Annotated in this window: 21 protein-coding genes; 17 read left to right on the top strand and 4 right to left on the bottom strand. The window is 60.4% G+C overall.

Going from position 1 to position 26,409, the window contains the following annotated elements:
• Window positions 1-129: 129 nt before the first annotated feature.
• The 5 genes from torC to ACW5W8_RS03855 all read left to right on the top strand — a co-directional run bounded on the left by torC (window position 130) and on the right by ACW5W8_RS03855 (window position 7,571).
• A complete protein-coding gene (gene torC, locus ACW5W8_RS03875) occupies window positions 130-1,296 on the top strand; it encodes a pentaheme c-type cytochrome TorC (RefSeq protein ID WP_376888977.1) in 1,167 nt (388 codons plus the stop codon).
• Window positions 1,297-1,336: 40 nt separating this feature from the next.
• Entirely contained in the window at window positions 1,337-3,829 is a 2,493-nt protein-coding gene (gene torA / locus ACW5W8_RS03870) for a trimethylamine-N-oxide reductase TorA (RefSeq protein ID WP_498626494.1), read from the top strand.
• Between the two features lie 99 nt (window positions 3,830-3,928).
• Window positions 3,929-4,597: a molecular chaperone TorD gene (torD, locus tag ACW5W8_RS03865; RefSeq protein ID WP_498626492.1), complete on the top strand. Its 669-nt coding sequence runs from the start codon at window positions 3,929-3,931 to the stop codon at window positions 4,595-4,597.
• 7 nt (window positions 4,598-4,604) lie between these two features.
• Window positions 4,605-4,973, top strand: coding sequence for a hypothetical protein (locus tag ACW5W8_RS03860; protein WP_498626491.1), 369 nt, complete (start codon window positions 4,605-4,607; stop codon window positions 4,971-4,973).
• A gap of 153 nt (window positions 4,974-5,126) precedes the next feature.
• On the top strand, window positions 5,127-7,571 hold the full coding sequence (locus ACW5W8_RS03855; protein WP_498626490.1) for a sensor domain-containing protein: 2,445 nt from the start codon (window positions 5,127-5,129) through the stop codon (window positions 7,569-7,571).
• Window positions 7,572-7,628: 57 nt separating this feature from the next.
• Here the strand turns inward: ACW5W8_RS03855 and ACW5W8_RS03850 are convergent, their stop codons facing one another.
• Window positions 7,629-7,910 carry a hypothetical protein gene (locus ACW5W8_RS03850; RefSeq protein WP_498626489.1) on the bottom strand — a complete coding sequence of 94 codons (282 nt, stop codon included), beginning with the start codon at window positions 7,908-7,910 and terminating at the stop codon, window positions 7,629-7,631.
• Between the two features lie 167 nt (window positions 7,911-8,077).
• On the opposite strand from ACW5W8_RS03850, the gene acs reads away from it, so the two are divergent.
• The 7 genes from acs (at window position 8,078) to ACW5W8_RS03815 (ending at window position 15,967) form a co-directional block, all read left to right on the top strand.
• Complete coding sequence (acs, locus tag ACW5W8_RS03845; protein ID WP_429137636.1) at window positions 8,078-10,024, top strand: acetate--CoA ligase; 1,947 nt, start codon at window positions 8,078-8,080, stop codon at window positions 10,022-10,024.
• 288 nt (window positions 10,025-10,312) lie between these two features.
• Window positions 10,313-10,762 (top strand): type II 3-dehydroquinate dehydratase, encoded by a 450-nt coding sequence (aroQ, locus tag ACW5W8_RS03840; RefSeq protein ID WP_005338907.1) that lies wholly within the window; start codon window positions 10,313-10,315, stop codon window positions 10,760-10,762.
• Window positions 10,763-10,798: 36 nt separating this feature from the next.
• Window positions 10,799-11,257, top strand: a complete 459-nt coding sequence (accB, locus tag ACW5W8_RS03835; protein WP_498626487.1) for an acetyl-CoA carboxylase biotin carboxyl carrier protein — start codon at window positions 10,799-10,801, stop codon at window positions 11,255-11,257.
• A gap of 15 nt (window positions 11,258-11,272) precedes the next feature.
• Entirely contained in the window at window positions 11,273-12,613 is a 1,341-nt protein-coding gene (accC, locus tag ACW5W8_RS03830; protein ID WP_498626486.1) for an acetyl-CoA carboxylase biotin carboxylase subunit, read from the top strand.
• Between the two features lie 126 nt (window positions 12,614-12,739).
• Window positions 12,740-13,003: a YhdT family protein gene (locus ACW5W8_RS03825; protein WP_058057282.1), complete on the top strand. Its 264-nt coding sequence runs from the start codon at window positions 12,740-12,742 to the stop codon at window positions 13,001-13,003.
• Window positions 12,993-14,450, top strand: coding sequence for a sodium/pantothenate symporter (gene panF, locus ACW5W8_RS03820; protein WP_498626485.1), 1,458 nt, complete (start codon window positions 12,993-12,995; stop codon window positions 14,448-14,450). Before ACW5W8_RS03825 ends, panF begins: the two co-directional genes overlap by 11 nt.
• 89 nt (window positions 14,451-14,539) lie before the next feature.
• Window positions 14,540-15,967, top strand: a complete 1,428-nt coding sequence (locus ACW5W8_RS03815) for a PTS transporter subunit EIIC (RefSeq protein WP_100654445.1) — start codon at window positions 14,540-14,542, stop codon at window positions 15,965-15,967.
• A 1-nt stretch (window position 15,968) separates the two neighbouring features.
• On the opposite strand, the gene ACW5W8_RS03810 is transcribed toward ACW5W8_RS03815, so the two are convergent.
• The gene (locus tag ACW5W8_RS03810; protein WP_498626484.1) at window positions 15,969-16,841 is read right to left on the bottom strand and encodes a LysR family transcriptional regulator; all 873 of its coding nucleotides are present in this window, start codon (window positions 16,839-16,841) and stop codon (window positions 15,969-15,971) included.
• Window positions 16,842-16,941: 100 nt separating this feature from the next.
• On the opposite strand from ACW5W8_RS03810, the gene ACW5W8_RS03805 reads away from it, so the two are divergent.
• The 4 genes from ACW5W8_RS03805 to ACW5W8_RS03790 all read left to right on the top strand — a co-directional run bounded on the left by ACW5W8_RS03805 (window position 16,942) and on the right by ACW5W8_RS03790 (window position 21,174).
• A complete protein-coding gene (locus tag ACW5W8_RS03805) occupies window positions 16,942-17,958 on the top strand; it encodes a zinc-binding alcohol dehydrogenase family protein (RefSeq protein ID WP_498626483.1) in 1,017 nt (338 codons plus the stop codon).
• 536 nt (window positions 17,959-18,494) lie between these two features.
• Window positions 18,495-19,373: a 50S ribosomal protein L11 methyltransferase gene (prmA, locus tag ACW5W8_RS03800; RefSeq protein WP_498626482.1), complete on the top strand. Its 879-nt coding sequence runs from the start codon at window positions 18,495-18,497 to the stop codon at window positions 19,371-19,373.
• Between the two features lie 202 nt (window positions 19,374-19,575).
• Window positions 19,576-20,553 (top strand): D-2-hydroxyacid dehydrogenase family protein, encoded by a 978-nt coding sequence (locus tag ACW5W8_RS03795; protein WP_498626480.1) that lies wholly within the window; start codon window positions 19,576-19,578, stop codon window positions 20,551-20,553.
• A gap of 66 nt (window positions 20,554-20,619) precedes the next feature.
• Window positions 20,620-21,174 carry a sugar O-acetyltransferase gene (locus tag ACW5W8_RS03790; RefSeq protein ID WP_498626479.1) on the top strand — a complete coding sequence of 185 codons (555 nt, stop codon included), beginning with the start codon at window positions 20,620-20,622 and terminating at the stop codon, window positions 21,172-21,174.
• A 381-nt stretch (window positions 21,175-21,555) separates the two neighbouring features.
• Here ACW5W8_RS03790 and ACW5W8_RS03785 read toward each other — a convergent pair whose 3' ends face one another.
• Both ACW5W8_RS03785 and ACW5W8_RS03780 read right to left on the bottom strand, forming a co-directional pair.
• Entirely contained in the window at window positions 21,556-22,104 is a 549-nt protein-coding gene (locus tag ACW5W8_RS03785; protein ID WP_498626477.1) for an NAD(P)H nitroreductase, read from the bottom strand.
• 115 nt (window positions 22,105-22,219) lie between these two features.
• Window positions 22,220-24,247: an oxidoreductase gene (locus tag ACW5W8_RS03780; RefSeq protein ID WP_498626476.1), complete on the bottom strand. Its 2,028-nt coding sequence runs from the start codon at window positions 24,245-24,247 to the stop codon at window positions 22,220-22,222.
• 208 nt (window positions 24,248-24,455) lie between these two features.
• Here ACW5W8_RS03780 and sppA point away from each other — a divergent pair, with 208 nt between their 5' ends.
• The gene (gene sppA, locus ACW5W8_RS03775; RefSeq protein WP_498626474.1) at window positions 24,456-26,300 is read left to right on the top strand and encodes a signal peptide peptidase SppA; all 1,845 of its coding nucleotides are present in this window, start codon (window positions 24,456-24,458) and stop codon (window positions 26,298-26,300) included.
• Window positions 26,301-26,409 lie beyond the last annotated feature (109 nt).

Genomic DNA, 26,409 nt, shown 5'->3' with positions numbered 1-26,409 from the left:
GGTCGACAAGGGAGGATTATTCTATTCACATTTTGTCATAAATACCCCTATTTCATTAATTTGTGGCGGCAGCCCTGTTCACAACGCCTCCCTATCATGGCTCCCATCAAAAAAGTGATGTGAGAGAGCATGATGAAAAAACTGTGGCACTTCCTGCGCACCCCCAGCCGTCGCTGGTCGGTACTGGCGCTGCTTCTGGTGGGCGTCGGCGTCACCCTCGCGGGCACCGTCGGCCTGCACTATGGCTTTGAGAAAACCAGCAGCCTCGAATTCTGTATCTCCTGCCACTCCATGAAAGACACCGTCTATCCGGAGTACAAGGAGTCCATCCACTTCAAGAATGCCTCAGGGGTACAGGCGGTCTGTACCGACTGTCACCAGCCGAAGGACTTTGTCGGCAAGGTGGCCCGCAAGATGGAGGCGGCCAACGACCTCTATCAGGAGTACATAGGCCACAGCATCGACACCCAGGAGAAGTTCGAGGACCGGCGCCTGCATCTGGCCGAGAAGGTGTGGGCGCGGATGAGCAGCCAGAACTCCAAGACCTGCAAGTCCTGCCACAGCTACGACAACATGGATCACGCCAAGCAGTCCCCGGCGGCTGCGCTGGCGATGAAAGACGCGGCGGCGAAGAACATGAACTGCATCGAGTGCCACAAGGGCATCGCCCACGAACTGCCCAACATGGCGGGCGGCTTCCGGGCCACTTACGCCACCTTGGTCAATGACGCGCAAGAGGCGCCAACCGCCGAGACCCTCTACAACCTGGGTGAAAAAGATCTCTATGCCAGCGAACAGAGCAGCGACCCGGTCGGCAAACTGCTGCCCGCTTCCCGCATCGACGTCGTAGACCGCAGCGGCGATCGCCTCAAGGTGACCATCGAAGGGTGGCGCGAGAGCGACGGCAAGGGCCGGGTGCTTAGCGAATACATGGGCAAGCGGGTCTTCGTCGCCACCATCCGTGACGAACTGAAAGCGAGCGAGAAAGTGCTCAAACAGGAGACCGACAGCGCCACCCATATCAAGTGGGAACAGGTTCAGGTGCAGGCCTGGGTCGATGGCAAGGGCTTTGAGTCCTCGCTCAAGCCCATCTGGGATTACGCCGGCGAGATGTACAAGTCCACCTGCAACTCCTGCCACGGCGCGCCGGATCCCGCTCACTTCACTGCCAACGGCTGGATCTCGGGGCTCAAGGCGATGTCTGCCTACTATCGCCTGAGCAAGGAAGAGGAGCGCACCCTGCTCAAATACCTGCAAAACCATGCCGCCGATACCGGTGGTCAGGGCAGCCACTAATTCCGGATTCGAGTTCCGGATCCGAGAGAGGAATAACAAGATGATCAATATTTCCCGTCGTGGTTTTCTGGGTGGCTTGCTGGCCAGCGGTGCCTCTGCCCTGATCGGCCCCTCCCTGCTCGGTCGCGCCGTGATGGCCGCTGAGTCCGGCGACAAGCTGGTGCAGTCCGGCTCCCACTGGGGCGCCTTCCGTGCCCGGGTGATCGATGGCCGCTGGGTCGAGACCCTACCGTTCGAGCACGACAAGCACCCCACCGACATGCTCAAGGCCTTGAGTGAAGTGGTCTACAACCCCTCCCGCATCCGCTACCCCATGGTGCGGCTGGACTGGCTGCGCAAGGGGCACCAGTCCGACACCAGCGAACGCGGCCAAAACCGCTTCGTGCGGGTCACATGGTCCCAGGCGCTGGACTTCTTCTATCACGAGCTGGAGCGGGTGCAGAAGATCTATGGCCCGAGCGCCCTCTATGCCGGTCACTCCGGCTGGCAGTCGGTGGGCAAGCTGCACTCCGCTGGCGCCATGCTGGGACGCGCCATGAACCTGCACGGCACCTATCTGGCCAAGGCCGGTGACTACTCCACCGGTGCCGCCCAGGTGATCCTGCCCCACGTGGCGGGCGCCATGGAGGTGTATGAACAGCAGACCTCCTGGCCGCTGGTGCTAGAGCACAGCAAAACCATCGTTATCTGGGGCTCTGATCCCATCAAGAACCTGCAGGTGGGCTGGCTGGTGCCGGATCACAGCGTCTACGACTACTGGGCACAGCTGAAAGAGAAGGTAGCCAAGGGCGAGATCCGGGTGATCAGTGTCGACCCGGTCAAATCCAAGACCCAGAAGTACCTCAATTGCGATCAGGTGACCCTGAATCCGCAGACCGACGTACCGCTGATGCTGGGCATCGCCCACACCCTCTACAGCGAGAAGCGCCACGACGAGGCGTTCCTGAAAAACTACACCACCGGCTTTGACAAGTTCCTGCCCTACCTGCTGGGCACCCGCGATGGTCAGGTGAAGGATGCCGAGTGGGCCGCCGCCATCTGCGGCGTACCAGCCGAGACCATCCGCGAGCTGGCCCGCACCATGAGCAGCGGCCGCACCCAGCTCATCGGCGGCTGGTGTGTCCAGCGGATGCACCACGGCGAGCAGTACGCCTGGATGCTGGTGGTACTGGCCTCGATGATTGGCCAGATCGGCCTGCCGGGGGGCGGTTACGGCTTTGGCTGGCACTACAACGGAGCGGGCACCATCACCTCCAGCGGCCCCATCATGTCCGGTTTCAGCTCGGTCATTCCCGGGGTCAAGCCGCTCCATGACGGCGACTGGAAGGGCTACTCCAAGTTCATCCCGGTGGCCCGTTTCGTCGACTGCATCCTGAACCCGGGCAAGACCATCGCCTTCAACGGTCAGACCATCACCTACCCGGAGATGAAAATGGCGGTGTTCTGCGGCAACAACCCGTTCCACCACCAGCAGGATCGCAACAAGATGATCGCGGCCTGGCGCAAGCTGGAAACCGTGGTCAGCATCGATCAGCAGTGGACCGCCAGCTGCCGCTTCGCCGATATCGTGCTGCCCGCCACCACCACCTATGAGCGGGATGACATCGAGCAGTGGGGTTCTCATTCCAACGCGGGCATTCTGGCCATGTACAAGGTGGTGGAGCCGCTGTTCGAGGCGCGCGATGACTACGACATCTTCGCCGATCTTTGCCGTCGCTTCGGTCGCGAGGCCGAGTTCACCGGCGGCAAGAGCAAGCTGGAGTGGATCCAGAGCATCTATGACGACGCCCGCCTGCAGGGTCGCGGCATCGGCATCCGTCTGCCCCGTTTCAGCCAGTTCTGGCACGGCGAAGGCTTCGTCACCTTCCCGGCGGGCCAACCCTGGGTGCGTCACGAGTCGTTCCGTCAGGAGCCGGATCTGGAACCCCTCGGTACCCCGTCTGGCCTTATCGAAATCTACTCCAAGACCATCGCCGACTACGGCTATGGGGATTGCCCGGGCCATCCAGTCTGGATCGAGCCCTACGAGCGCTCCCACGGCGGGCCAGGCAGCAAACAGTACCCGCTGCACCTGCAATCCTGCCACCCGGACAAGCGACTGCACAGCCAGCTCTGCTCCTCCGACAACTACCGCGCCACCTACACGGTGCAGGGTCGCGAACCTGTCTATATGAATCCGCAGGATGCCAAATCCCGCGGCCTCAAAGACGGCGATCTGGTGCGGGTGTTCAACGGTCGCGGCCAGGTATTGGCCGGTCTGGTGGTGAGCGATGACTACGCCCCCGGGGTAGTCCGGATACAGGAAGGGGCCTGGTATGGCCCGCAAGAGGGTGGCAAGGTGGGGACGCTCTGTACCTATGGCGATCCCAACGTGCTGACCGCCGACATCGGCTCCTCCAGCCTGGCGCAGGCCACCACGGCCCATACCGCGCTGGTGGAGATCGAGAAGTTCCGCGGGCAGGCACCGGCAGTCACTGCCTTCGGCGCACCGGAATCGGCCAAGGGCATCGACCCCATGTTCCCGGCACTCTGACCCCGGGGGGATGAAAGCGCCCCCTTGAGTTTCCTTTATTTTTAAAGTCGTTAGAATCGGGAGCCATCAAGGCTCCCGATTGCCATCCACGGAGGAAAAATGCAGGAATTTATGGCTACCAGCGAACGCCGGGCCGAACTCTACTGGTGGTTCTCCACCCTGTTCGCCGCCGAACTCAGTGATGAGCAGATCGCCGAATATGACACCTATGATGTGCGAAGCTTCCTGAAAAGCCTCTCCACCCTGGATCCGATGCGCGAAGCCGTGGCCGAGCTCAACGATGCCATCGCCCGCCTGCTGGTGCGCCCGGATCGCCAGCTGGAACTAGCCGCCGACTTCGCCGGCCTGTTTCTGGTGGAGCCCAAACAGGGCGCCCTGCCCTACGAATCGCTCTACCGCGGCGATGCCAAGCTGCTGATGCAGGCCCCGATGACCGAGATGCAGGCCCGCCTCGATCGCCTTGGTATCAATGTCAGCGACAAATACAAAGAGCCTGCCGACCATCTGGCCATCGAGCTGGATCTGATGGGCAATCTCATCATCCGTGCGGCGGAAGCCAAGAGCGCGGCCGAGCGGGAACGCTGGCTCGACGAGCAGGAAGCGCTGCTGCACGGTCACCTGCTGGACTGGTTTGACAAGTTCGAAAGCGCCTGTCGCGCCGCCGACCGGTTTGGCTTCTACGGCGCCAGTGCCCGTCTGCTGGGGGTCTTCCTCAAGATGGATGCCAACTACCTCTCTCTGGTCAAACCGGCACCGTCCGCCGACTGAGGCCGCGATGAAGACAGCCCTGCTTCTGATTGCATGCTGGCTGCTGGCCCTGATCCCGCTGGATCAGGGCATTACTCCCCTGATCGCGCTGCTGTTCAACCCGGATCGCGAGCTCTACGGCACCGCCCAGCTCACCGGCTTTGCCGGCATCCTGCTCACCCTCTACCTTGCCAATCTCGGCGTCGAGGTGGTACTGCGCCGCCGCTTCCAGATTGCCGGCATGCTGGCGCTGCTGGCCGCCTGGATCGACTTCATCAACAGCAGTGGCTGCGAGTCGCACTTCCTGCTGCTCTACCTGCTTGCCCTACCCTTCCATCTGCTCGGCGGGCTGGTATTTGTACGCGGTATTCAGGCGTTTGGTCGCCAGAAGGGATAACCACTCGCCCCCTTTTTCCATCCTTTTTATCAAGTTTTTCTGCCTATTCTTGCCGTCAAAACAACCAGATAACTCCGCTTGACTCCCGGCCAAACAGTTCGTGCCATACTGACAACTGATGCAAGTGATAAAACAATCAATGCTGAGGTCATCATGGATGGGAAGCTTTTCAACGCCGACACCGAGGCAATGTTGACCCAGCTGTCAGATCACTCCGTCCTGGAACAGCTGATGGATAATGCCCCTCTGGGCATCGGCGTCTTTGACTGCGAATTTCGCTACCGTAAAGTCAATCAGGTGCTAGCCGACATCAATGGCAAAAGCATCGAGGAGCATCAGGGCAAGCACCTCAGAGAGGTGGTTCCCAAGCTGGCACCGACCCTGGAGCCCATGTTTCAGCAGATCATGCGAAGCGGCATGCCCTACGTGGATATCGCCATCACGGGCCAAACCGCGGCGTACGACAGCAGCTCCCGCCGCTTTCAGGCCACCTACAGTCCGATGCGTGATGAGAAAGGGGAGCTGAACGGCATCCTCGCCATCGTACGGGACATCACCGAGCAGTACGAAACCGAACAACGGCTGCAGCTGGCAATGCGAGCGGCCCAAATCGGGGTGTGGGAATGGCACGTTGCGGAAGACAGACTGCTGTTCGACGGACAGATTGAGCCGCTGCTGGGCATCGAGGCCAACCAGTTCCACGGCGGGCTGCAAGCGTTCGTCGACTGTTTTGAACCGGAATCTGGCAGCCAGCTCAAGGCAGCACTGCAAAGTTATGACCCCATCCATCTCACCCTGAGCTACCTCACCGCTCTCAACGAGCGGCACTGGGTCGATATTCATGCCGACCATGTCCCCGCCACCAAGTCGGTCGGCCATCGGGTCATGGGGGTCATTCACAATGCCACCGCCCGCCGCCGTCAGGAAGAGCGGCTCCATCAGGCCAACGTGGTATTCGATACCACGGCCGAGGGGATCATCATCCTCGACAGCGAGCACCATATTCTGTCGGTCAACCCGGCCTTCACCATGCTGACCCAATACAATGCCGAGGAGGTGATAGGCCGCACCCCGGATATCATCATGCATCCCAGGCGCTACACCGACCTCGACTATCCCTGGTATCACCTGCGCCCCGGCAACAACGCCTGGCATGGTGAGATGGTTTGTCTGCGCAAGGATGGCAGCTACTTCTCCTCCTGGCAGCAGATCAGCGCTGTCTATGACAGCTTCAACAACACCACTCACTATGTGATCGCCCTCTCCGACATCAGCGCCATTCGCAAGGTGGAGGCCGAGCTGAATCACCTTGCCTATCACGACCCCCTGACTGAGCTGGGCAATCGTCATCTGTTGCAGGAGCGGCTGGCCCTTGAGCTGAAAACCGCGCAGCTCAATCGCAAACGGTTGGGGCTGCTCTTTATCGATCTGGATGGCTTCAAGTTGATCAACGACAACCTGGGCCACGGAGTCGGCGATGAGCTGCTCAAGCGGCTGGCAGAGCGGATCCGCTGCTGCCTGCAGCACAACGATCTGGCGACCCGCCTCGGGGGAGACGAGTTTCTGGTACTGATCCCCTATCTGGAAGAGCCTGACGAGCTGGCAACCGTGGCCAATACCCTGCTGACCGTGTTGCGTGAACCGGTTGAGCTGGCCCATGAGCTGGTGGCAATCTCGGCAAGTATCGGTATCGCCATCTATCCCGATCATGCTGACAGCCCGGAAACCCTGGTCAGCGCCGCCGACAGTGCCATGTACGAGGCGAAAAGTCAGGGGCGCAACGGATTCCAGTTCTATACCCCCTGCATGGCGGCTCGAGCCCGCGAGCGGATGCAGATTGAGCAGGGCCTGCTCAAGGCCCTGGAGCTCGAACAGCTCTGCATCTTCTATCAACCCATGACCAATCTGGCCAACGGCAACCTGAGTGGACTGGAAGCCCTGCTGCGCTGGCAGCATCCCAATGAGGGAATGATAGCGCCGACCCGCTTTATTCCGGTGGCGGAGGAGTGCGGCCTGATAGAGAAAATTGGGGAGTGGGTGATGCGCAACGCCTGCGAGCAGGGACAAAACTGGCTGGCAGCCGGACTGCCGGTGCCCCGCTTGTCAGTCAATGTGTCGGTTCGAGAGATGCGCTCCCCAGGCTACGTTGAACGGGTCGCCGCTATTCTGGCAGAGACCGGATTTCCGCCAGAACGGCTCGAGATCGAGGTGACTGAGAGCATCATCCAGCGGGTCGAACAGAGTCTGGATCTCTTTACCCGCCTGAAAAGCCTCGGCGTGCAGATTGCCATCGATGACTTTGGCACCGGCTTCTCGTCACTGAGTCTGCTCAAGACCCTGCCGATCGATCGCATCAAGATAGACCGGGCGTTTGTGCAGGCATTACCGGAAGACAAGAACAGTCGGGAGCTCTGCCGCACCATCATCAATCTGGCCGACAGTCTGGATATGGAGGTCACCGCCGAAGGGATTGAAACCAAGGCACAACACGTCTTTTTGCAGTCACTCAACTGCGGCGAAGGACAGGGTTATCTGTTCAGCAAACCACTGCATGTCGAACATATGGGAGATCGCCTGCATCAACGCTACGCCTCATAGCGGCAGGCAATCATCATCACCAGCCGGGAGGCATCCGCCTCCTGGCGGCCGACCGGATTACCACTCGATCTGCAAGCGGGATTCCCAACCATCATCACGATCATTAAGCATGCGCGTCAGCGTTGATTCGCCAGCATAACGGGGAGCTGGCTCGCTGAAGGTGAGTCTGGTACCGGGTTCTTTGGCCTGCCATGCATGACCAAGCTGATCGGCCACTCGATCCCGCAGCGCAGGTGAGGCCTCCTGATGGGTGATCGCAAACTCTTTCGGAGGTTCGCCAGCGGGCACTGGCGCATCAAACTGCCAGAGGGATGCACAGAGCAACAGAGAAAACATCATGACCTCCAATTAATCGACACGCCCCCTTTTACCCACTCACCGATTAATTGTCACTCTTTGTCCTGTAACCAACTGTTGCCGCCTATCCAAAAGTCTAATTGCCCCCATTAGCCAAAGGTATAAATTGTTACTTAATTATTAAAAGTATGTATTCAAAGGAGTGAGTGATGAGCGAGAGCAAGGTCTACCCGGTCAAACCCCACATCAGCAGCAATGCACTGCTGGACAAGGGCGACTACGCCGCCATGTATCAGGCCTCCGTCGAGGATCCCGATACCTTCTGGGGAGAGCAGGGAAAAATCCTCGACTGGATGAAACCCTATACCAAGGTCAAGAACACCTCCTACGATCCGGGCCATGTATCCATCAAGTGGTTTGAAGATGGCCAGCTCAACGTCTCGGCCAACTGTCTCGATCGCCATCTCGCCGAACGGGGCGACAAGGTCGCCATCATCTGGGAAGGGGACAACCCCGCCGAAGATCGCAAACTCACCTACCGCGAATTGCACAGCGAAGTGTGCAAGTTTGCAAACGTATTGAAAGCACAAGGGGTTCACCGCGGCGACGTGGTCTGCCTCTATATGCCGATGGTGCCCGAAGCCGCCATCGCCATGCTGGCCTGTACCCGCATCGGCGCGGTACACAGCATCGTCTTCGGCGGCTTCTCGCCGGAAGCGCTGGCTGGCCGCATCATCGACTCGGGCTCGCGCATCGTCATCACCGCCGACGAGGGACTGCGTGGCGGCCGTCCGGTGCCGCTCAAGAAAAATGTGGATGAAGCGCTCACCAACCCGGATACTCAGGTCAACAAGGTGATCGTACTCAAGCGCACCGGCGGCAATGTCGCCTGGCACAACCATCGCGACATCTGGTGGCACGAGGCGACCGCCGCCGTCAGCAGTGACTGCCCGCCCGAGGCGATGAACGCCGAAGATCCGCTCTTTATCCTCTACACCTCCGGCTCCACCGGCAAACCCAAGGGGGTGCTGCACACCACCGGCGGCTATCTGGTTTACGCCACCCTCACCTTCAAATATGTGTTCGACTACCACGAAGAGGATATCTACTGGTGTACCGCCGATGTGGGCTGGGTCACTGGCCACTCCTATCTGGTCTACGGGCCGCTTGCCAACGGCGCCACTACCATCATGTTCGAAGGAGTGCCTAACTACCCGGCGACCAACCGCATGAGTCAGGTGGTGGACAAGCACCAGGTCACCATTCTCTATACCGCCCCCACTGCCATCCGCGCCCTGATGGCCAAAGGCAACGAAGCTGTCACCGGCACGTCACGCCAGAGCCTGCGCATCATGGGCTCGGTGGGCGAACCCATCAACCCGGAAGCCTGGGAGTGGTACTACCGCACCATTGGTGACGAGCGCTGCCCCATTGTCGATACCTGGTGGCAGACCGAAACCGGCGGCATCCTGATTACGCCGCTGCCCGGCGTCACCGACCTGAAACCGGGCTCTGCTACCCGTCCCTTCTTCGGGGTGCAACCGGCGCTGGTGGACAACATGGGCGAGCCGCTGGAGGGAGCCACCGAGGGTAACCTGGTGATCACCGACTCCTGGCCAGGCCAGATGCGCACCGTGTTCGGCGATCACGAGCGCTTTGAGCAGACCTACTTCTCCACCTTCCCGGGCCGCTACTTCACCGGCGACGGTGCCCGTCGCGATGCCGATGGCTACTACTGGATCACCGGCCGGGTGGATGATGTACTGAACGTCTCCGGCCACCGCATGGGTACCGCCGAAATTGAATCGGCGCTGGTGGCCCATCCCAAGATTGCTGAAGCCGCGGTGGTGGGGGTTCCTCACGAGATCAAGGGTCAGGGTATCTATGCCTATGTAACCCTGATCGCCGGGGAAGAGCCGAGCCGCGAGCTGCACAAAGAGGTGAAGGAGTGGGTCCGCAAGGAGATTGGCGCCATCGCCACGCCGGACGTGATCCACTGGGCGGAGGGGCTGCCGAAGACCCGTTCCGGCAAGATCATGCGCCGCATTCTGCGCAAAATCGCCACCGGCGAGACCGACAGCCTGGGGGATATCTCCACCCTGGCGGATCCGGGGGTAGTAGACAAACTCATCCGCGAGAAGTCGGAAGCAGCCTGATCCCGCTTCGTTTGTTGCTCGACAAAGCCGGCCCTGTGCCGGCTTTGTCGTTTCTCATCCGCCAACAAACAGCAAGGCGGTAGCGAAGGAGCCTTGCCGACCAAAACGTGCAATAAATAGCCAGATGTAGAGATTAGACCAGTAAAATGCTGCTAATTTTCACGAAATCAATATAATTGCGAAATCTGTGTGCTAGGGCACACCGATTTGCGCAGAAAATGGCTAGATTTCTGGTAGTCCACAAGATAGCTGATAGATAGCAGCATTATCATCGAGGATGTACTCAATATGTCGCAAAATCACCGCATTCTCCTGCTCAACGGACCGAATCTGAATCTGCTGGGCAAACGGGAACCGGGTATCTACGGCAGCAAGACGCTTGATGAGATCGTCGCCGATCTGAAGCTTAACGCCAGCGAACTCGGTGTCACTCTGGAACATCTGCAATCCAACGCCGAACATGAGTTGGTCGGCCGCATCCATCAGGCCATGGGCCAGGTGGATTTTATCATCATCAATCCAGCCGCCTTCACCCACACCAGCGTCGCCATTCGCGATGCGCTGTTGGGTGTCGCCATCCCTTTTATCGAGGTTCACCTGTCAAACGTCCATGCCAGAGAGCCGTTCCGTCATCACTCCTATCTGTCTGATGTCGCCAAAGGGGTCATTTGTGGCCTGGGAGCCGATGGCTACCAATTCGCTTTAACCGCGGCCGTGCACCATCTGCGCGCGGCTTGATAATCACTGATCAGATAAAGAAGAAAGAGAATGCTAATGGATATCCGCAAAATCAAGAAGCTGATTGAACTGGTTGAAGAGTCCGGCATCGCCGAACTGGAGATCTCCGAAGGTGAAGAGTCCGTTCGCATCAGCCGCAACTTCTCCGGTCAGGTGACCACCGCCATGCCGCAGATTATGATGCAGCAAGCCGCTCCGGTTGCCGCACCTGCCGCTGCCGCCCCGGTTGCCGCTGCACCGGCCGCAGATGCCGCCCCGAGCGGTCACCTGATGCGTTCCCCGATGGTTGGCTCCTTCTACCGCTCCTCCAGCCCGGATGCCAAGCCGTTCGCGGAAGTGGGTCAGCAAGTCAATGTCGGCGACACCCTGTGCATCGTCGAAGCCATGAAAATGATGAACCAAATCGAGTCTGACAAGGCCGGTGTGATCAAAGCGATCCTGGTTGAAAATGGTCAGGCCGTCGAATTTGACGAGCCGCTGTTCATCATCGAATAAGGGAAATCGCCACCCATGTTGGATAAAGTAGTCATCGCCAACCGCGGTGAAATTGCCCTGCGGATCCTGCGCGCCTGTAAAGAGCTCGGGATCAAGACAGTGGCCGTTCACTCCACCGCCGACCGGGAGCTCATCCATGTGCTGCTGGCCGACGAATCCATCTGTATCGGCAAGCCAGCCAGTACCGACTCCTACCTCAACGTGCCGGCGATCATCGCCGCGGCCGAGGTGACCGGTGCCGTTGCCATCCACCCGGGTTACGGCTTCCTCTCCGAGAACGCCGACTTCGCCGACATGGTCGAGAAATCCGGTTTCGTCTTCATCGGCCCGCGCGCCGAGACCATTCGCCTGATGGGTGACAAGGTCTCCGCCATCGAGGCGATGAAGAAGGCTGGTGTACCTTGCGTACCGGGCTCTGACGGCCCCGTCGACAACGACGCCAAACGCAATGCAGCCATTGCCAAGCGCATCGGCTATCCGGTGATCATCAAGGCCGCCGGTGGCGGTGGTGGTCGCGGCATGCGCGTAGTGCGCAACGAAGCGGAACTGGCGGGCGCCATCGCGCTGACCAAATCCGAAGCGGGCCAGTTCTTCAAGAACGACATGGTCTACATGGAGAAGTACCTGGAGAATCCGCGCCACATCGAGATCCAGGTGCTGGCTGACGGTCAGGGCAACGCCCTCTATCTGGGCGAGCGCGACTGCTCCATGCAGCGACGTCACCAGAAAGTGGTGGAAGAGGCGCCGGCTCCGGGCATCACCGCCGAGATGCGCAAGTTCATCGGCGAGCGCTGCGTACGCGCCTGTATCGAGATCGGTTACCGCGGTGCGGGCACCTTCGAGTTCCTGTACGAGAACGGCGAGTTCTACTTCATCGAGATGAACACCCGTATTCAGGTAGAGCATCCGGTTACCGAGATGGTCACCGGTATCGATCTGATCAAGGAGCAGCTGCGCATCGCCGCTGGCCAGCCCCTGTCGATCACCCAGCAGGATATCCGCATCCATGGCCACGCCATCGAGTGCCGGATCAACGCCGAAGACCCGGCTACTTTCATGCCCTCTCCGGGCCTGATCAAGAGTTTCCACGTTCCGGGTGGCCTGGGCGTGCGCTGGGACTCCCACATCTATGCCGGCTACAAGGTTCCGCCCCACTACGATTCGATGATCGGCAAGCTGATCTGCTACGGCGAGAATCGTGACATCGCCATCGCCCGCATGCGCCATGCGCTGGACGAACTGGTGGTCGAGGGCATCAAGACCAACGTACCGTTGCAAAAAGAGATCATGAAAGACGAAAACTTCCAGCACGGTGGCACCAATATCCACTACCTGCACAAGAAGTTGGGTCTGTAAGGATCGCTGATAGAGACCGACTTCCAATGGAAGTCTGCTCCGCAAGGAGCCTCTGCTGAAAAAGGGCCATGGCGACATGGCCCTTTTTTGTTATCCTTGCGCCCCTCAAATTTGTCGGAGGCCAAGGTGAACCGTTTTGCTCTCGCCCGCCGGGAAGCAGCTTTCTGCCTGCTGCTGACCCTGTTCTACTTCTTTGCCTGGTATGGCACCGCCTATTTTATCCCGCTCCAGCTGGAGTTGTGGGGGTTGCCGCTATGGTTCCTGCTCAGCTGCATGGTGATGCCACTGCTGTTCATTCTGCTCTGCGCGCTGATGGTGAACCGGCTATTTGTGGAGATCCCCCTCGATACCCACACCCCTTCCGGTAAGGAGTCATCCCATGAATCTTGAGTTGATGCTGCCACTCTTCATCTATCTGGTGCTGGTGCTGGGGGTCGGGTTTTGGGCCAGCCGCCACCGAGCTGAAGGCAACTTCGTGCAGGAGTACTTCATTGGCAACCGCAGCATGGGCGGGCTGGTGCTGGCAATGACGCTAGTGGCCACCTACACCTCGGCCTCCTCCTTTATCGGCGGACCGGGAGCGGCCTACAAGATCGGTCTGGGCTGGGTGTTGCTGGCGATGATCCAGCTGCCCACCGTCTGGCTCACTCTGGGGGTACTGGGCAAGAAGTTCGCCATCATCGCCCGCCGAGTCAATGCGGTGACCATCAACGACATGCTGTGGGCCCGCTACCAGAGCAAGGCGGTGGTGATCCTCGGCTCCGTTACTATCATCCTCGCCTTTATCGCGACTATGGTGGTGCAGTTTATCGGTGGCGCTCGCCTGCTGGAGACCGCCACCGGCCTCTCCTACCAGCAGGGGTTGATGCTGTTTGCCAGTTGCGTACTGCTCTACACCATCATCGGCGGTTTTCGCGCCGTGGTGATGACCGATGCCCTGCAGGGGATCATCATGCTGATCGGCACCGGAGCCCTGCTGGCGGGGATTCTGATTGCCGGTGACGGCTTGCCAAACCTCATCCACCAGCTCAGGGAGATCGATCCCAAGCTGGTGAGCCCGCAAGGGGCCGGCGACATGTTGACCCAGCCCTTTATGCTGAGCTTCTGGATCCTGGTCTGTGTCGGGGTGGTGGGGCTGCCCCACTCGGCGCTGCGCTGCTTTGGCTATCGCGACAGCAAGGCGCTTCATCGCGGCATTCTGATCGGCACTGTGGTCAGCGCCCTGCTGATGTTCGGCATGCATCTGGCGGGCGCCCTTGGCCGCGCCATCCTGCCCGGCATGGACAGCCCGGATAAGATCATGCCCTCCCTGATGATGGAAGTGCTGCCCCCCTGGCTGGCCGGGGTCTTTCTGGCGGCGCCGATGGCGGCCATCATGTCCACCATCGACTCCCAGCTGATCCAGGCTTCCGCCACTCTGGTGAAGGATCTCTATCTCAACTATCTGAGTCCAAAGCAGGAGAAGCTGGAGGTGCGCATCCCCCGCCTCTCCCTGCTCTGTACCCTGATCCTCGGCACTCTGGTGCTGCTGGCGGCGTTGCAGCCCCCCGAGATGATCATCTGGCTCAACCTGCTCGCCTTTGGCGGTCTGCAGGCGGTGTTCCTCTGGCCGCTGGTGCTTGGCCTCTACTGGTCGCGGGCCAACGGCCCCGGCGCACTGGCCAGCATGGTCAGCGGCATCGTCAGCTATGGGGTTCTGAGTCAGTGGGGGATCAAGCTGGCTGGCCTGCACGCCATCGTGCCAAGCCTCACGCTGGCGCTGATGGTCTTTATCACGGTGAGCCTGTTAGCGGCACCGCCCTCGCGGGAAGTGCGCGAGCTTTTCGGGCAGAAATAATAAAAATATAAATTAGGGGTTCCAAAACTATCCCCAAATAGGTGTTTTCCGGTTAAACTGTGCGCCAAGTCACAGAACGTAGCCGCTGTATGCCCGTTAAAGCCACTCGACAAGTCGTTACTCAAGCCCTGCAGCGGCTCGGTTATGCCCTGCTGCTGCCCGTCTCCATCCTACCGATGGCGGCGCTGATCTACCGGCTTGGGCAACCCGACGTGCTCGATTTGGCGGTGCTCTCCCTCACCGGTCAGGCGATCTTCAGCCAGATGCCGCTTATCTATGCGGTGGCGATCGCCTTTGGCCTGAGTCGACAGGAGCTGGGCGGACAGACGCTGGCGGGTGCGGTCAACTTCCTGCTGCTCAGCACAGCTTTCAATACCTTGGCCCCCAACCTGCACGCCGACATGATCTGCGGCCTGCTGGCGGGGCTCACCACCGCCATCATCTACCCCTGGGTTCACCAGCAAACCCTGCCCCGCTGGCTGCAGATCGCCAAGGGGGAGTTTCCCAGCCTGCTGGTGTCGGCCTTGGCCTGCCTGCTGATCGCCATCCCCCTCTCGCTGCTGTGGCCGCCACTGGAGCGCGGGCTGACCCTGCTCACCTCCGAGCTGCTTACCACGCCGTTTGGCGCCTTCTGCTACGGCACCCTCAACCGGCTGCTGATCCCGCTCGGGCTCCATCAGGTATTGGGCAGCGTCATCGGCCTTGGCGAGAGCAACCTGCAGGCGCTGGCCACCGCCCAGCCCCTTCATGAAGGATATGTGGCCGGTCTCTACCCCATCATCATGTTCGGCCTGCCGGGCGCCTGTTTTGCCATCTGGCTGCACCGCCAACGGATGCAGCGGCTGCCACAGGGCGGGCTGCTGCTCACCCTGGCGCTCACCTCGGCACTGGTGGGTATCACAGAGCCTATCGAATTTCTGTTCGCCTTTACCGCCCCCTGGCTGTTTCTCGCCCACGCTCTGTTGACCGGGCTATCGCTCGCTGTCTGTAGCGGGCTGGGGATCAAGGTGGGCAGTTACTTCTCCGCCGGCCTGCTGGATCTGGTGCTGAGCTATCAGGCAGGGGAGCACAGCTTCTGGCTCATCCCGGTCGGTATCCTGTTTTTCGTCGCCTACACCCTGCTCTTTTACCAACTGCTGGAGCGTGCCCCCCTCAGCATGCCGAGCAAGCCCATCGCGGTAGAGCATCCGCGCCTCGCCAGCGTCGCCCCCTCCGACCCACAGATGCTGGCGATCCAGTACCTCAAGGTGCTGGGCGGGATGGACAATCTGGTGGCGATGAGTGTCTGCATCACCCGCCTCAGCCTGCGGGTGCGCGATATTTCACTGGTGGATGAATCCCGCCTACTGGGTCTGGGCTGCCTCTCCTGGATCCAGCTCAACGACCACCAGTTAGTGCTGGTGCTGGGCCCCAGCGCCAGCCTGATTGAAGGGCAGATCCGCATGCTGGCGGAGCGCCAGTCGGTCCCCCTCGGCCTCAAACCCAATCAGGAGTCGGCCAGCCAGAGCAGCTGGTAACTCAGGCAAACGGCAACCGCTCGGCCACGAAATCCATCAGAGTGCGCAGGGCAGGAGCCAGATGCTCCCGGCTCGGATAGATAAGGTAAAACGGGTTGGCCGGAATGGGCTGATCCGGCAACACCTTCTGCAGCCGCCCCGCCGCCAAATCCCCTTCACAGACATGGTGGGGCAACAGGGCAATCCCCCCGTCATGGAGCGCCATCTCCCGCAGCGCCAGCAAGCTGTTGCTGACACAGGCCCCCTGCGGCCGCCAGCCCCCCTCCTGCAATGGCCACACCGGCATCGCCGAGTGCACCAGACAGGCATAACGGCCCAGCTCGCTCAGCTGTTGCGGCATGCCGTGGGCCGCCAGATAGGCGGGCGCTGCCACCAGATGACGCGCTACCTGACCGATGCGCCGACAGATGAGGCTGGAGTCTTTCAGCGGCGCCGCACGCAGCGCCAGATCGTAACCCTCCCCCACCAGATCGAGCTGTTCGTCACTCAGGGTCAGCTCCAGCACCACCTCGGGATAGAGAGCGCGAAACTCGGCGAGGATCCGGCCAAGCAGCAGGGTGCCGGTCGCCTCGGGGGCGGTGATCCGCACCCGCCCTGCCGGGGCTGAGCGCAGCCGCGCCATCGCCAGATTGGCGCTGCGGGCCAGTGCCAGCAGTCCCTGACAGTGCTCCACATAGAGATCCCCCTGCGGCGTCAGGCTCAACCTGCGGGTGGTGCGCTGCAGCAGCCGCACCCCGAGCTGGGATTCGAGTCGCGAGATCTTCTGGCTCACCGATGACTTGGGCATGCCGAGCAGTTCGGCGGCTCGGGTAAAGCTCCCCTGCTCCACCACGGTGGCGAACAGTCCCATCAACTCCAGATCGACATTGTTCATATATTCAAACAGTCTTTACCGATTACCCATCTTAATCTTGATAATTAACCAGACTAGAGTGAGTGGCAATCCCGAACACTCCAATTTGAAAGGAATAACCATGAAAGCCATTGCCCTGACTCACTATCTGCCAAGCGACCACCCCGACTGCTTTATCGCCGCCAACCTGCCCGATCCGGTTCCGGGCCAGCGGGATCTGCTGGTGCGGGTCACCGCCACCTCCGTCAATCCGGTGGATACCAAGGTGCGCTCCCCCAAGGCCAAAATTGAAAGCTCGCCCCGGGTACTGGGCTGGGATGCGGTGGGGGAAGTGATCGCCACCGGCAGCGAAGTCACCCTGTTCAAGGCGGGCGACCGGGTCTGGTATGCCGGCGACATCAGCCGCCCCGGCAGCAACAGCGCCCTGCAACTGGTGGATGAGCGCATCGCCGCGATCGCCCCCACCAGCTTGAGCGATGTGGAGGCCGCCGCCCTGCCGCTCACCGCCATCACCGCCTGGGAGACCCTGTTCGAGCGCTTCGCTCTCACCCGCGAGAGCCGTGGCAAACTGCTGATCATCGGCGGCGCCGGTGGCGTGGGCTCCATCGCCATCCAGCTGGCCCGCCAGCTCACCGGCATGGAGGTGATTGCGACAGCCTCCCGCCCAGAAAGCCGCGAATGGTGCCTCGAAATGGGCGCCCATCATGTCGTAAACCACCACAAGTTGCAGGAGGAGCTGACCGCCCTTGACATCACTCAGGTCGATGCCATCTTCTGCACCAATGCCACCGCCGAGCACTGGGCCACCATGGCAGGGCTGATCCGCCCGTTTGGCCATATCTGCACCATCGCCGAATCGAGCGAGCCGTGGGATCTCTCCCTGCTCAAGAGCAAGAGCGTCACCTTCAGCCAGGAGTTCATGTTCACCCGCTCCCTGTTCCAGACGCCTGACATGATCGAGCAGCACCGCCTGCTCGGCCGGGTGGCGGCACTGGTCGATGAAGGGGTACTGCAGACCACCCTGACCAGAACCATCCCGTCACTGACCCCGGTCACGCTGGCTCAGGCCCATGCTGAGGTCGAGGCGGGCCGCATGGTAGGCAAGCTGGTGATCGACATGAGCGGCTTTGCCAACTAAGCCCTCAAACGCACCATGATGGGATAAGTTCACCAAGGAGATGCCCCAAACGGGCACAACCAGCGGCACTCATGACTGCCTGTGGCAGGCCAACGTCCGACAATCAGCCAAAAAAGAGGCCATTTCGCGAGAAATGGCCTGAATACCTGAACATTGGGGTAACAATCACACACATATCCTTATGCAGGACATATTAGTCTTTGCATCTGGCATGCCAACAGCAGCATGAATGCGCCAAAACGGCGTCAGCCCGTCCTTGAGCAAGGTGCCGACCTTGCTCTTTTTTGTCTGGCAGACTGTTTACCAGGCAAACAAGTGCAGATAAAAAAATGCCACCCGAGGGTGGCAGTGAAAGATGACGGAACTTGAGCAAAGCGTTCAGCGAAAACCGGTCGTCTTCGCCTGCATAGAGCAATACAGGAACCGTGCCAATCCGGCAAAAGCCCCCGAATCCCTCCACGTCATGGGCAAACCACGACAGCACTGCCCCATGATGGTAGAATCTCGCGGTTTCACATTTATGAAGAGTCGACGCCATGCCCTGGATACAAATTCGAATCAACGCCACTGCCAAGACCGCAGACAAGGTGAGCAACATGCTGCTGGGGCGTGGTGCCCAGGCGGTGACCTTTATGGATGCCAAGGATGTGCCCGTCTACGAACCCATGCCCGGTGAAACCCCGCTCTGGGGCGAGACCGAAGTGATGGGTCTGTTCGATGCCGAAACCGATCCGGCCCCCACCATCGCCTTCTTCCAGCAGATCTTCGGCGAAAACGTCGGCTACAAGGTCGAGCAGCTGGAGGACAAGGACTGGGTGCGCGAGTGGATGGATCACTTCCACCCCATGCAGTTTGGCGAACGGCTCTGGATCTGCCCGAGCTGGCGCGATGTGCCGAACCCCGATGCGGTCAACGTGATGCTGGATCCGGGTCTGGCCTTCGGTACCGGCACCCACCCCACCACCGCGCTTTGCCTGCAGTGGCTGGACGGGCTGGACCTGACCGGTAAAACCGTGGTCGATTTTGGCTGTGGCTCCGGCATTCTCGGCATCGCCGCCCTGAAACTGGGGGCTGCCCGCGTTATCGGTATCGACATCGACCCGCAGGCCATTCAGGCCAGCCGCGACAACGCCGCGCGCAACGGCGTTGCCGACCAGATTGAGCTCTACCTGCCTGCCGACCAGCCACAAGACGTCGAAGCGGACGTGGTGGTCGCCAACATCCTGGCCGGCCCGCTGCGCGAACTGGCCCCGCTGATCGCCAGCCACGGCAAGCCGGGCAGCCTGATGGCCCTCTCCGGCGTGCTGGAAAGCCAGGCGCCGGAGCTGGAAACCATCTACGGCCAGTGGTTCGAGATGGACCCGACCGCCGTCAAGGAGGAGTGGTGCCGCCTCTCCGGCCGCAAGCACGGCTAAGCGCGGGCAACATAGACGCCAACCTCATGCCATCAGGGCTCCCATTCGGGGGCCCTGATTGTTTTGGCCTGTCGGGCTCTTCCCGGTCCGTGGACATGGGCATGATCACCCTCCCTTCTGATTGTGTTCGTTTGAAAACAACAGACACCTTTTATTCCGGTAAGATAGTGGTCCGAGCCAACGCAACCGAGAAGGATTTCTTATGCGGATTGCCATTCTGGATGACTATCAGGATCAGGTGCGCCACCTCCCCTGCTTTGCCCTGCTGGCGGGTCATGACGTCACCATCCTCAACCAGAGCGAACCCGATGCAACGCGCCTTGCCGCCCTGCTGGAAGGAATGGAAGCACTGGTGCTGACCCGCGAGCGTACCCGCATCGACGAACAGCTGCTGATACAGCTTCCCACCCTTAAACTCATCAGCCAGACCGGCAAAGTCAGCCAGCATATCGACCCGGCACTGTGCCAGCAGTACGGCGTTGCCGTGGCAGAAGGGAGCGGCAGCCCTATTGCCCCAGCCGAGCTCTGCTGGGCGCTCATCATGGCAGCCTCCCGCCATATTCCTGCTTACAGCCAGGCGTTAAGCCAAGGCCAATGGCAGCAAGCTGGTGACCTCGGTTTGGGACGCACGCTTCATGGGCTGACGCTCGGCATCTGGGGCTACGGCAAGATAGGCCAGCGGATCGCCCGCTATGGCAAGGCATTTGGCATGTCGGTACTGATATGGGGCAGTGAGGCTTCGCGCAGGCAGGCCGAGCTGGATGGCTATGCCTGCGCCTCCAGCAAGGAGGTGCTCTTCAGTCAAGCCGATATCCTCACGCTGCATCTGCGCCTGAGCGAGACAACCCGCGGCGCTGTTACCCGCGCAGATCTGGCCCGCATGAAAGTTGACTCTCTGCTGGTCAATACCAGCCGTGCCGAACTTATCGAGCCGGGCGCCCTCTATGCAGAGCTCAGTAATCATCCTGGAAAACGGGCCGCGCTCGATGTATTTGACATCGAGCCGGCAACACTACAAAACGAGCCCCTGCTGCGCCTGCCCAACGTATTGGCGACACCTCATCTCGGCTATGTAGAGCAAAACAGCTACGAACTCTACTTTCGCGTGGCGTTCGAGAATGTGCTGGCCTTTGCCGAAGGCAGACCTGCCAACCTGGTTCTGCCCATATCGGGTGGATGATCACGTTACTTCTGCCGTATTGGCGCCAATATCCAAATCCTTGGCAGATAAAGGAAAGCAACCTTCATGAGCGAATACCAGAAGATGATTAGCAGCCAACTGTACAACTGCATGGCACCCGAGCTGGCCCAGTTGCGCCGGGAGGCGGCACGGCGCTATCGCCGTTTCAATCAGGTGGAAGAGGAGACAGAGCAGCGGGCACTAATGGCGGAGCTGATTGGCGAATTGGCTGAGAATGCCTTTATCTGTCCACCCCTCTACTGCACCTATGGCCGCCACATCCACCTTGGTAAAAACAGCTACATCAACATGGGCGCCACCCTGCTGGACAATGCCCCCATTCGCATCGGCGCCCATGTGATGATTGGGCCAAACGTGCAGATCTATACCGCAGCCCATGCACTGGAGGCCGACGAACGGATTCAGGGAACAGAGACGGCGCTGCCGGTCACCATTGAAGACAAGGTCTGGATTGGGGGCGGTGCCATCTTGCTGCCCGGCGTCACCATAGGGCGGGAGGCGATCGTCGGCGCAGGTGCCGTAGTCACCAAAGATGTACCGGCCGGTGCTCGGGTAGTCGGCAACCCGGCCCGGATCCTGCCAGCCAAAAACAGAGCATAAGGCAGCCAACCGGGTTGTATGCCGATACCGCCATCAACTCACAACAGCCCCGACACCCCATAAAAAATAAAGCCCAATGTCACGAAGACGTTGGGCTGTTAAAAGGTGCTACGGAATTGCGACTCTCATCGCAGAAAAATTAGAAGGAGTGCCCTTCTAAACTGGCAGGGAGATATTAGCGAATGCGCAAACGTTTTACATAGTGAAATACAACAGGATTGCGAGGTACATCGCACTATTTAAATAATTACCTGCTATGGCGCGCGAAGCCTCTTTGAGCCATTTATTTTCCCCAATTTCTCTGGTTACTATTCACGGTTAAACAGAAAAGCCCCGATTTCTCGAGGCTTTGCTTCTCTCAACCGCAACGTGGCCGAAAAGTCAGAAACGGCGGACAAACTCATCGAGCGGCAGCTCGCGCAGTTTGCGTGCTTCCAGCATGGGAGTACCGAGATAGAGGAAACCCACCAGCTGATCCTCTGCCCCCAGTCCCAGTCCCTTGTTGATCTGCTCATCGAAGATAAACCAGCCAGAGCGCCAGATACCGTTGAAGCCCTGCGCCTGCGCCGCCATCTGCATCGCCATCAGGGCACACCCGGCTGAGAGTTCCTGCTCCAGTTTCGGCACCTTGGGGTGATCCTGATAACGGGTTGCCACGGCGACGACCAAGGGCGCCCGCAGTGGCGCTTCGCTGCACTTCTTGATGCTCTCTTCATCTTCGCCACGGGCACGGGCCGCCTCGGCCAGCAGCTTGCCCAGCCGCTCACGCCCCTCCCCTTCAAACAGAATGAACTGCCAAGGGGTCAGGGTGCCGTGATCCGGCGCGCGCAGGCCCGCCTTGAGGATATTGTCGAGCACCTCACCGCTCGGGGCGGGATCGGCGAGACGGCCACAGGAGTGGCGATTGAGCAACAGGGTGAGGGCATCCATGGGCAATTCCTTCTCTGGGGCAATGATGGCGCTACCTTAGCACAGCACCGAATGAAGAAAACCCCTGAGGCTCAGGGGTTTATCGCACGAAAAAAGGGCAAGAGGACGCTGCTTGCTAGATGATCGCAGCCAGCTCGGCCCCTTGCCGGATGGCGCGCTTGGCGTCCAGCTCGGCAGCCACGTCGGCTCCGCCGATGATATGCACCGGCTTGCCTGCCGCCTGCAACCCGGCCTGCAGTTCTTTAAGGGGCTCCTGCCCGGCGCAGATGATCACCTGATCCACCGGCAGACACTGCTGCTTGTCACCCAACTGAATATGAAGCCCGTCGTCATCAATGCGCAGGTACTGCACGCCGGAGAGCATCTGCACCTTGCGGTTCTTGAGCACGGTACGGTGGATCCAGCCGGTGGTCTTGCCAAGACCGTCGCCTACCTTGCTCTCCTTGCGCTGGAGCAGCCAGATCTGGCGCTCTGGCGCATCGACTTCAGGGGTGGTGAGGCCACCGCGCTCGCCGAGATGCTTGTCGATGCCCCACTCCTTGAGCCAGTGATCACGATGGCCGTTGGCATCCATCTCCACCTTCTTCTCCACCAGATATTCGGCCACATCGAAACCGATGCCACCGGCACCGATCACCGCCACCTTCTGGCCAACCGGCTTGTGATCCCGCAGCACATCGAGGTAGTTCATCACCTTGGGATGCTCAATGCCCGGAATATTTGGAGAGCGCGGGCGGATGCCGGTGGCGAGGATCACCTCGTCAAAACCGCCGCAGAGCAGGCTCTCGGCACTCTGGCGCTGGCCGAGATAGAGCTCGACGCCACACTTCTCCAGTCGCTTGGCGAAATAGCGCAGGGTTTCGTGAAACTCCTCCTTGCCCGGGATCTGCTTGGCGAAGTTGAACTGGCCTCCGATTTCGCTGGCCTGATCGAACAGGCTCACCTGATGACCGCGCTCGGCAGCGTAGCAGGCAAACGCCAGCCCGGCGGGGCCCGCCCCTACCACCGCCAGCTTCTTGGGCTGGGGCACGCGGCCAAAGGTCAGCTCGGTCTCGAAACAGGCGCGGGGATTGACCAGACAGGAGGCGCGCTTCTGCTTGAACACATGGTCAAGGCAGGCCTGGTTGCAGGCGATGCAGGTGTTGATCTCGTCCGCTCGGTCTTCGGCCGCCTTGATGACAAATTCCGGGTCAGCCAGGAAGGGGCGCGCCATGGAGACCATGTCCGCCTCGCCGCCTGCCAGAATGCGCTCGGCCACCTCGGGGGTATTGATCCGGTTGGTGGTGATAAGTGGCACGGTAAGGTGCTTTTTCAGCTCGGCAGTCACCCAGCTGAAGGCACCGCGCGGCACGCTGGTGGCGATGGTGGGAATGCGCGCTTCGTGCCAACCGATACCGGTGTTGATGAGGGTCACCCCCACCGCTTCCAGCGCTTTGCCAAGGGCAATCACCTCTTCCAGGGTCGAGCCCTGCTCCACCAGATCCAGCATGGAGAGGCGGAAGATAATGATGAAGTCGGTGCCGACCCGCTCGCGAATGGCGCGGACAATCTCCACCGGGAAGCGCATCCGGTTTTCACTGCTGCCGCTCCAGCCATCGGTGCGCTTGTTGGTGCGCTCGCAAATGAACTGGTTGATGAGATAACCTTCCGAGCCCATCACCTCGACGCCGTCATAACCGGCCGCCTTGGCCAACGCTGCTGTAGCCGCGAAGTCGCGAATGGTGCCGCGGATCTGCCGCTCGCTCATGGCGCGCGGTTTGAACGGGGAGATGGGGGCCTTGAGGGCACTCGGCGCCAGACTGAACGGATGATAGGCATAACGACCGGCATGGAGGATCTGCAGCGCTATCTTGCCCCCCTCCTGATGTACGGCGCTGGTCACCTTCTTGTGCTTGCTCACCTGCCAGGGAAAGCTCAGCTGCGAGCCGTGAGGCACCAGCCGACCACGCAAGTTGGGGGCAATGCCGCCGGTGACGATAAGGCCAACGCCACCACGGGCGCGCTCGGCGTAAAAGGCGGCCAGCTTGTCAAAACCGCCCTTCTCCTCTTCGAGGCCGGTGTGCATGGAGCCCATCAACACGCGGTTGCGCAGCTGGGTAAAACCAAGGTCGAGCGGGGTCAGCAGGGTCGGATAGCGGCTCACGATGCCTCCAGTTAATTTTTTGTTATCAAACTGAGGCTAGAGTAAAGAATCGAAAATTCTTTTTCAAACAAATGTTTGGACGATTTTTCAGCGAACAGCCGTGCCCTGAACGAAGATAGGCGGGATCCGCCAGTCGGAAATGGCAATTTCGCCCGCAACTGGTTAATAATGGCTCTTCTCTACCCATTAACAGGGCGATAACGCGACTATGTCTATTTTCAAAGGTCTGGGTTGGTTGTTCCGCAGCCTGTGGCGCCTGCTCAATTTCACCCGGCTGATGCTGGTCAATCTGCTGTTTCTCATCGTAGTGCTGGTCATCGTCTTCAGCGTCAGCCAGAAAGAGGCCCCCAAGGCGCCCATCGAAGGGGCGCTGACCCTCAATCTCAACGGCGTGCTGGTGGAGCAACGCTCCCAGACAGACCCCACCGTACAACTGCTGCGCCAGATGGACAACAGCGATGAGCAGCCGAGCGAGATCGTTCTCTCCGACCTGCTATGGGCCATCAAGAGTGCCAAGGATGACGAGCGCATCAAGGCGTTGGTGATCAAGCCGCAAGGGCTGCAGGGGGCCAACTTCACCAAACTGCAGGAGGTGGCGAGCGCCATCGACTCCTTCCGGGAGAGCGGCAAACCGGTGATCGCCATGGCCGACTTCTACACTCAGGGGCAATACCTGCTGGCGGCCCACGCCGATCACGTGCTGCTCAACCAGAGCGGCGCCGTAGTGATCGAGGGGCTTGGTGTCTACCAGACCTACTTCAAGTCGGCGCTGGAGAAGCTCAACATCACCCCGCATGTATTCAAGGTCGGTACCTACAAATCCTTCGTCGAGCCCTATACCCGCGACGAGATGTCCCCCGAGAGCAAAGAAGCGAACCAGCGCTGGCTGGATCAGCTGTGGCAATCCTATGTGGCTGACGTAGCTGAGCAGCGGGAGATCGAACCGGATGCGGTCGCGCCGGGCAAGGATCGCTTCCTCGAGCTGCTGCGCAAGGCCGGTGGCAATGCCGCCAACTACGCCCTCGACAACGGGCTGGTGGATCAGCTGGCCACCCGCGACGAGATGACCCAGGCGGTCATTAAAGAGGTGGGTGAAGCGGACGACCACGGCTGGAAAGGGGTCGGCCTGAAAGAGTATCTGGCCGCCATTCCGGAACAATATCCCCAGAGCGGCAAGGATGAGGTGGGTCTTGTGGTCGCCAGCGGCGCCATCATGGATGGCGTACAGCCTGCCGGTACCATCGGCGGTGATAGCCTCTCCGACCTGCTGGCCGATGCCCGCCGCGATGACAAGGTCAAAGCCGTGGTCCTGCGGGTCGACAGCCCGGGCGGCAGCGCCTTCGCCGCCGAGCAGATCCGCGCCGAGCTGCTGGCCCTGAAACAGGCAGGCAAACCGGTAGTGGTCTCCATGGGCAGCTATGCCGCCTCCGGTGGCTACTGGATCTCCGCCGATGCGGACAAGATCTTCGCCTCCCCCACTACCCTCACCGGCTCCATCGGGGTATTCGGCATGTTCGCCACCATCGACAAAGCATTGGCCCAGTTCGGCGTGCATACCGACGGGGTTGGCACCACAGATTACGTCGGCGTCGGCCCGACCCGCGCCCTGCCGGAGCACGTCGGTCAGGCGATCCAGCTGAGTGTCGAGGATACCTACCAACGCTTCATCGGTCTGGTCAGCAAGGGCCGTGGACTGAGCCCGGAAGAGGCCGAGAAAGCGGCCGAAGGCCGAGTCTGGACTGGTGAGGATGCCAAGGCCCTAGGTCTGGTGGACGAGTTCGGCAATCTGGATGACGCCATCAAGGCCGCCGCCGAACTGGCCAACCTCAAAGAGTGGCAGGTGACCCCCATCGAGCAGGAGGAGTCCACCAAGGACAAGTTCCTGCGCCAGCTGTTTGACAGCAGTGCCCAAGTGCTGGCACCCCAGTTGCAGAGCTGGCTGCCGGCAGGATTTGGCAAGGCATTGGTGGAAGTGAACCGCAGTCTCGACCCGCTCACCCGCTTCAACGATCCGCAAGGCACCTACGCCTTCTGCCCGGTTTGCGTGCAGTAAGCAAGCGGCGAATACCCCATAAAAAAGGCTATGTCCCAATTACGTGTTGCATGGGGTGCCCCAGCGCCTCATGCAAACATGCTTTGATATTCACGCCCCTCCCGTAACG

Source organism: Aeromonas aquatilis (assembly GCF_054052405.1).
The sequence above is the reverse complement of the archived record's forward strand: the minus strand, read 5'-3'. Positions and strand labels throughout refer to the sequence as shown.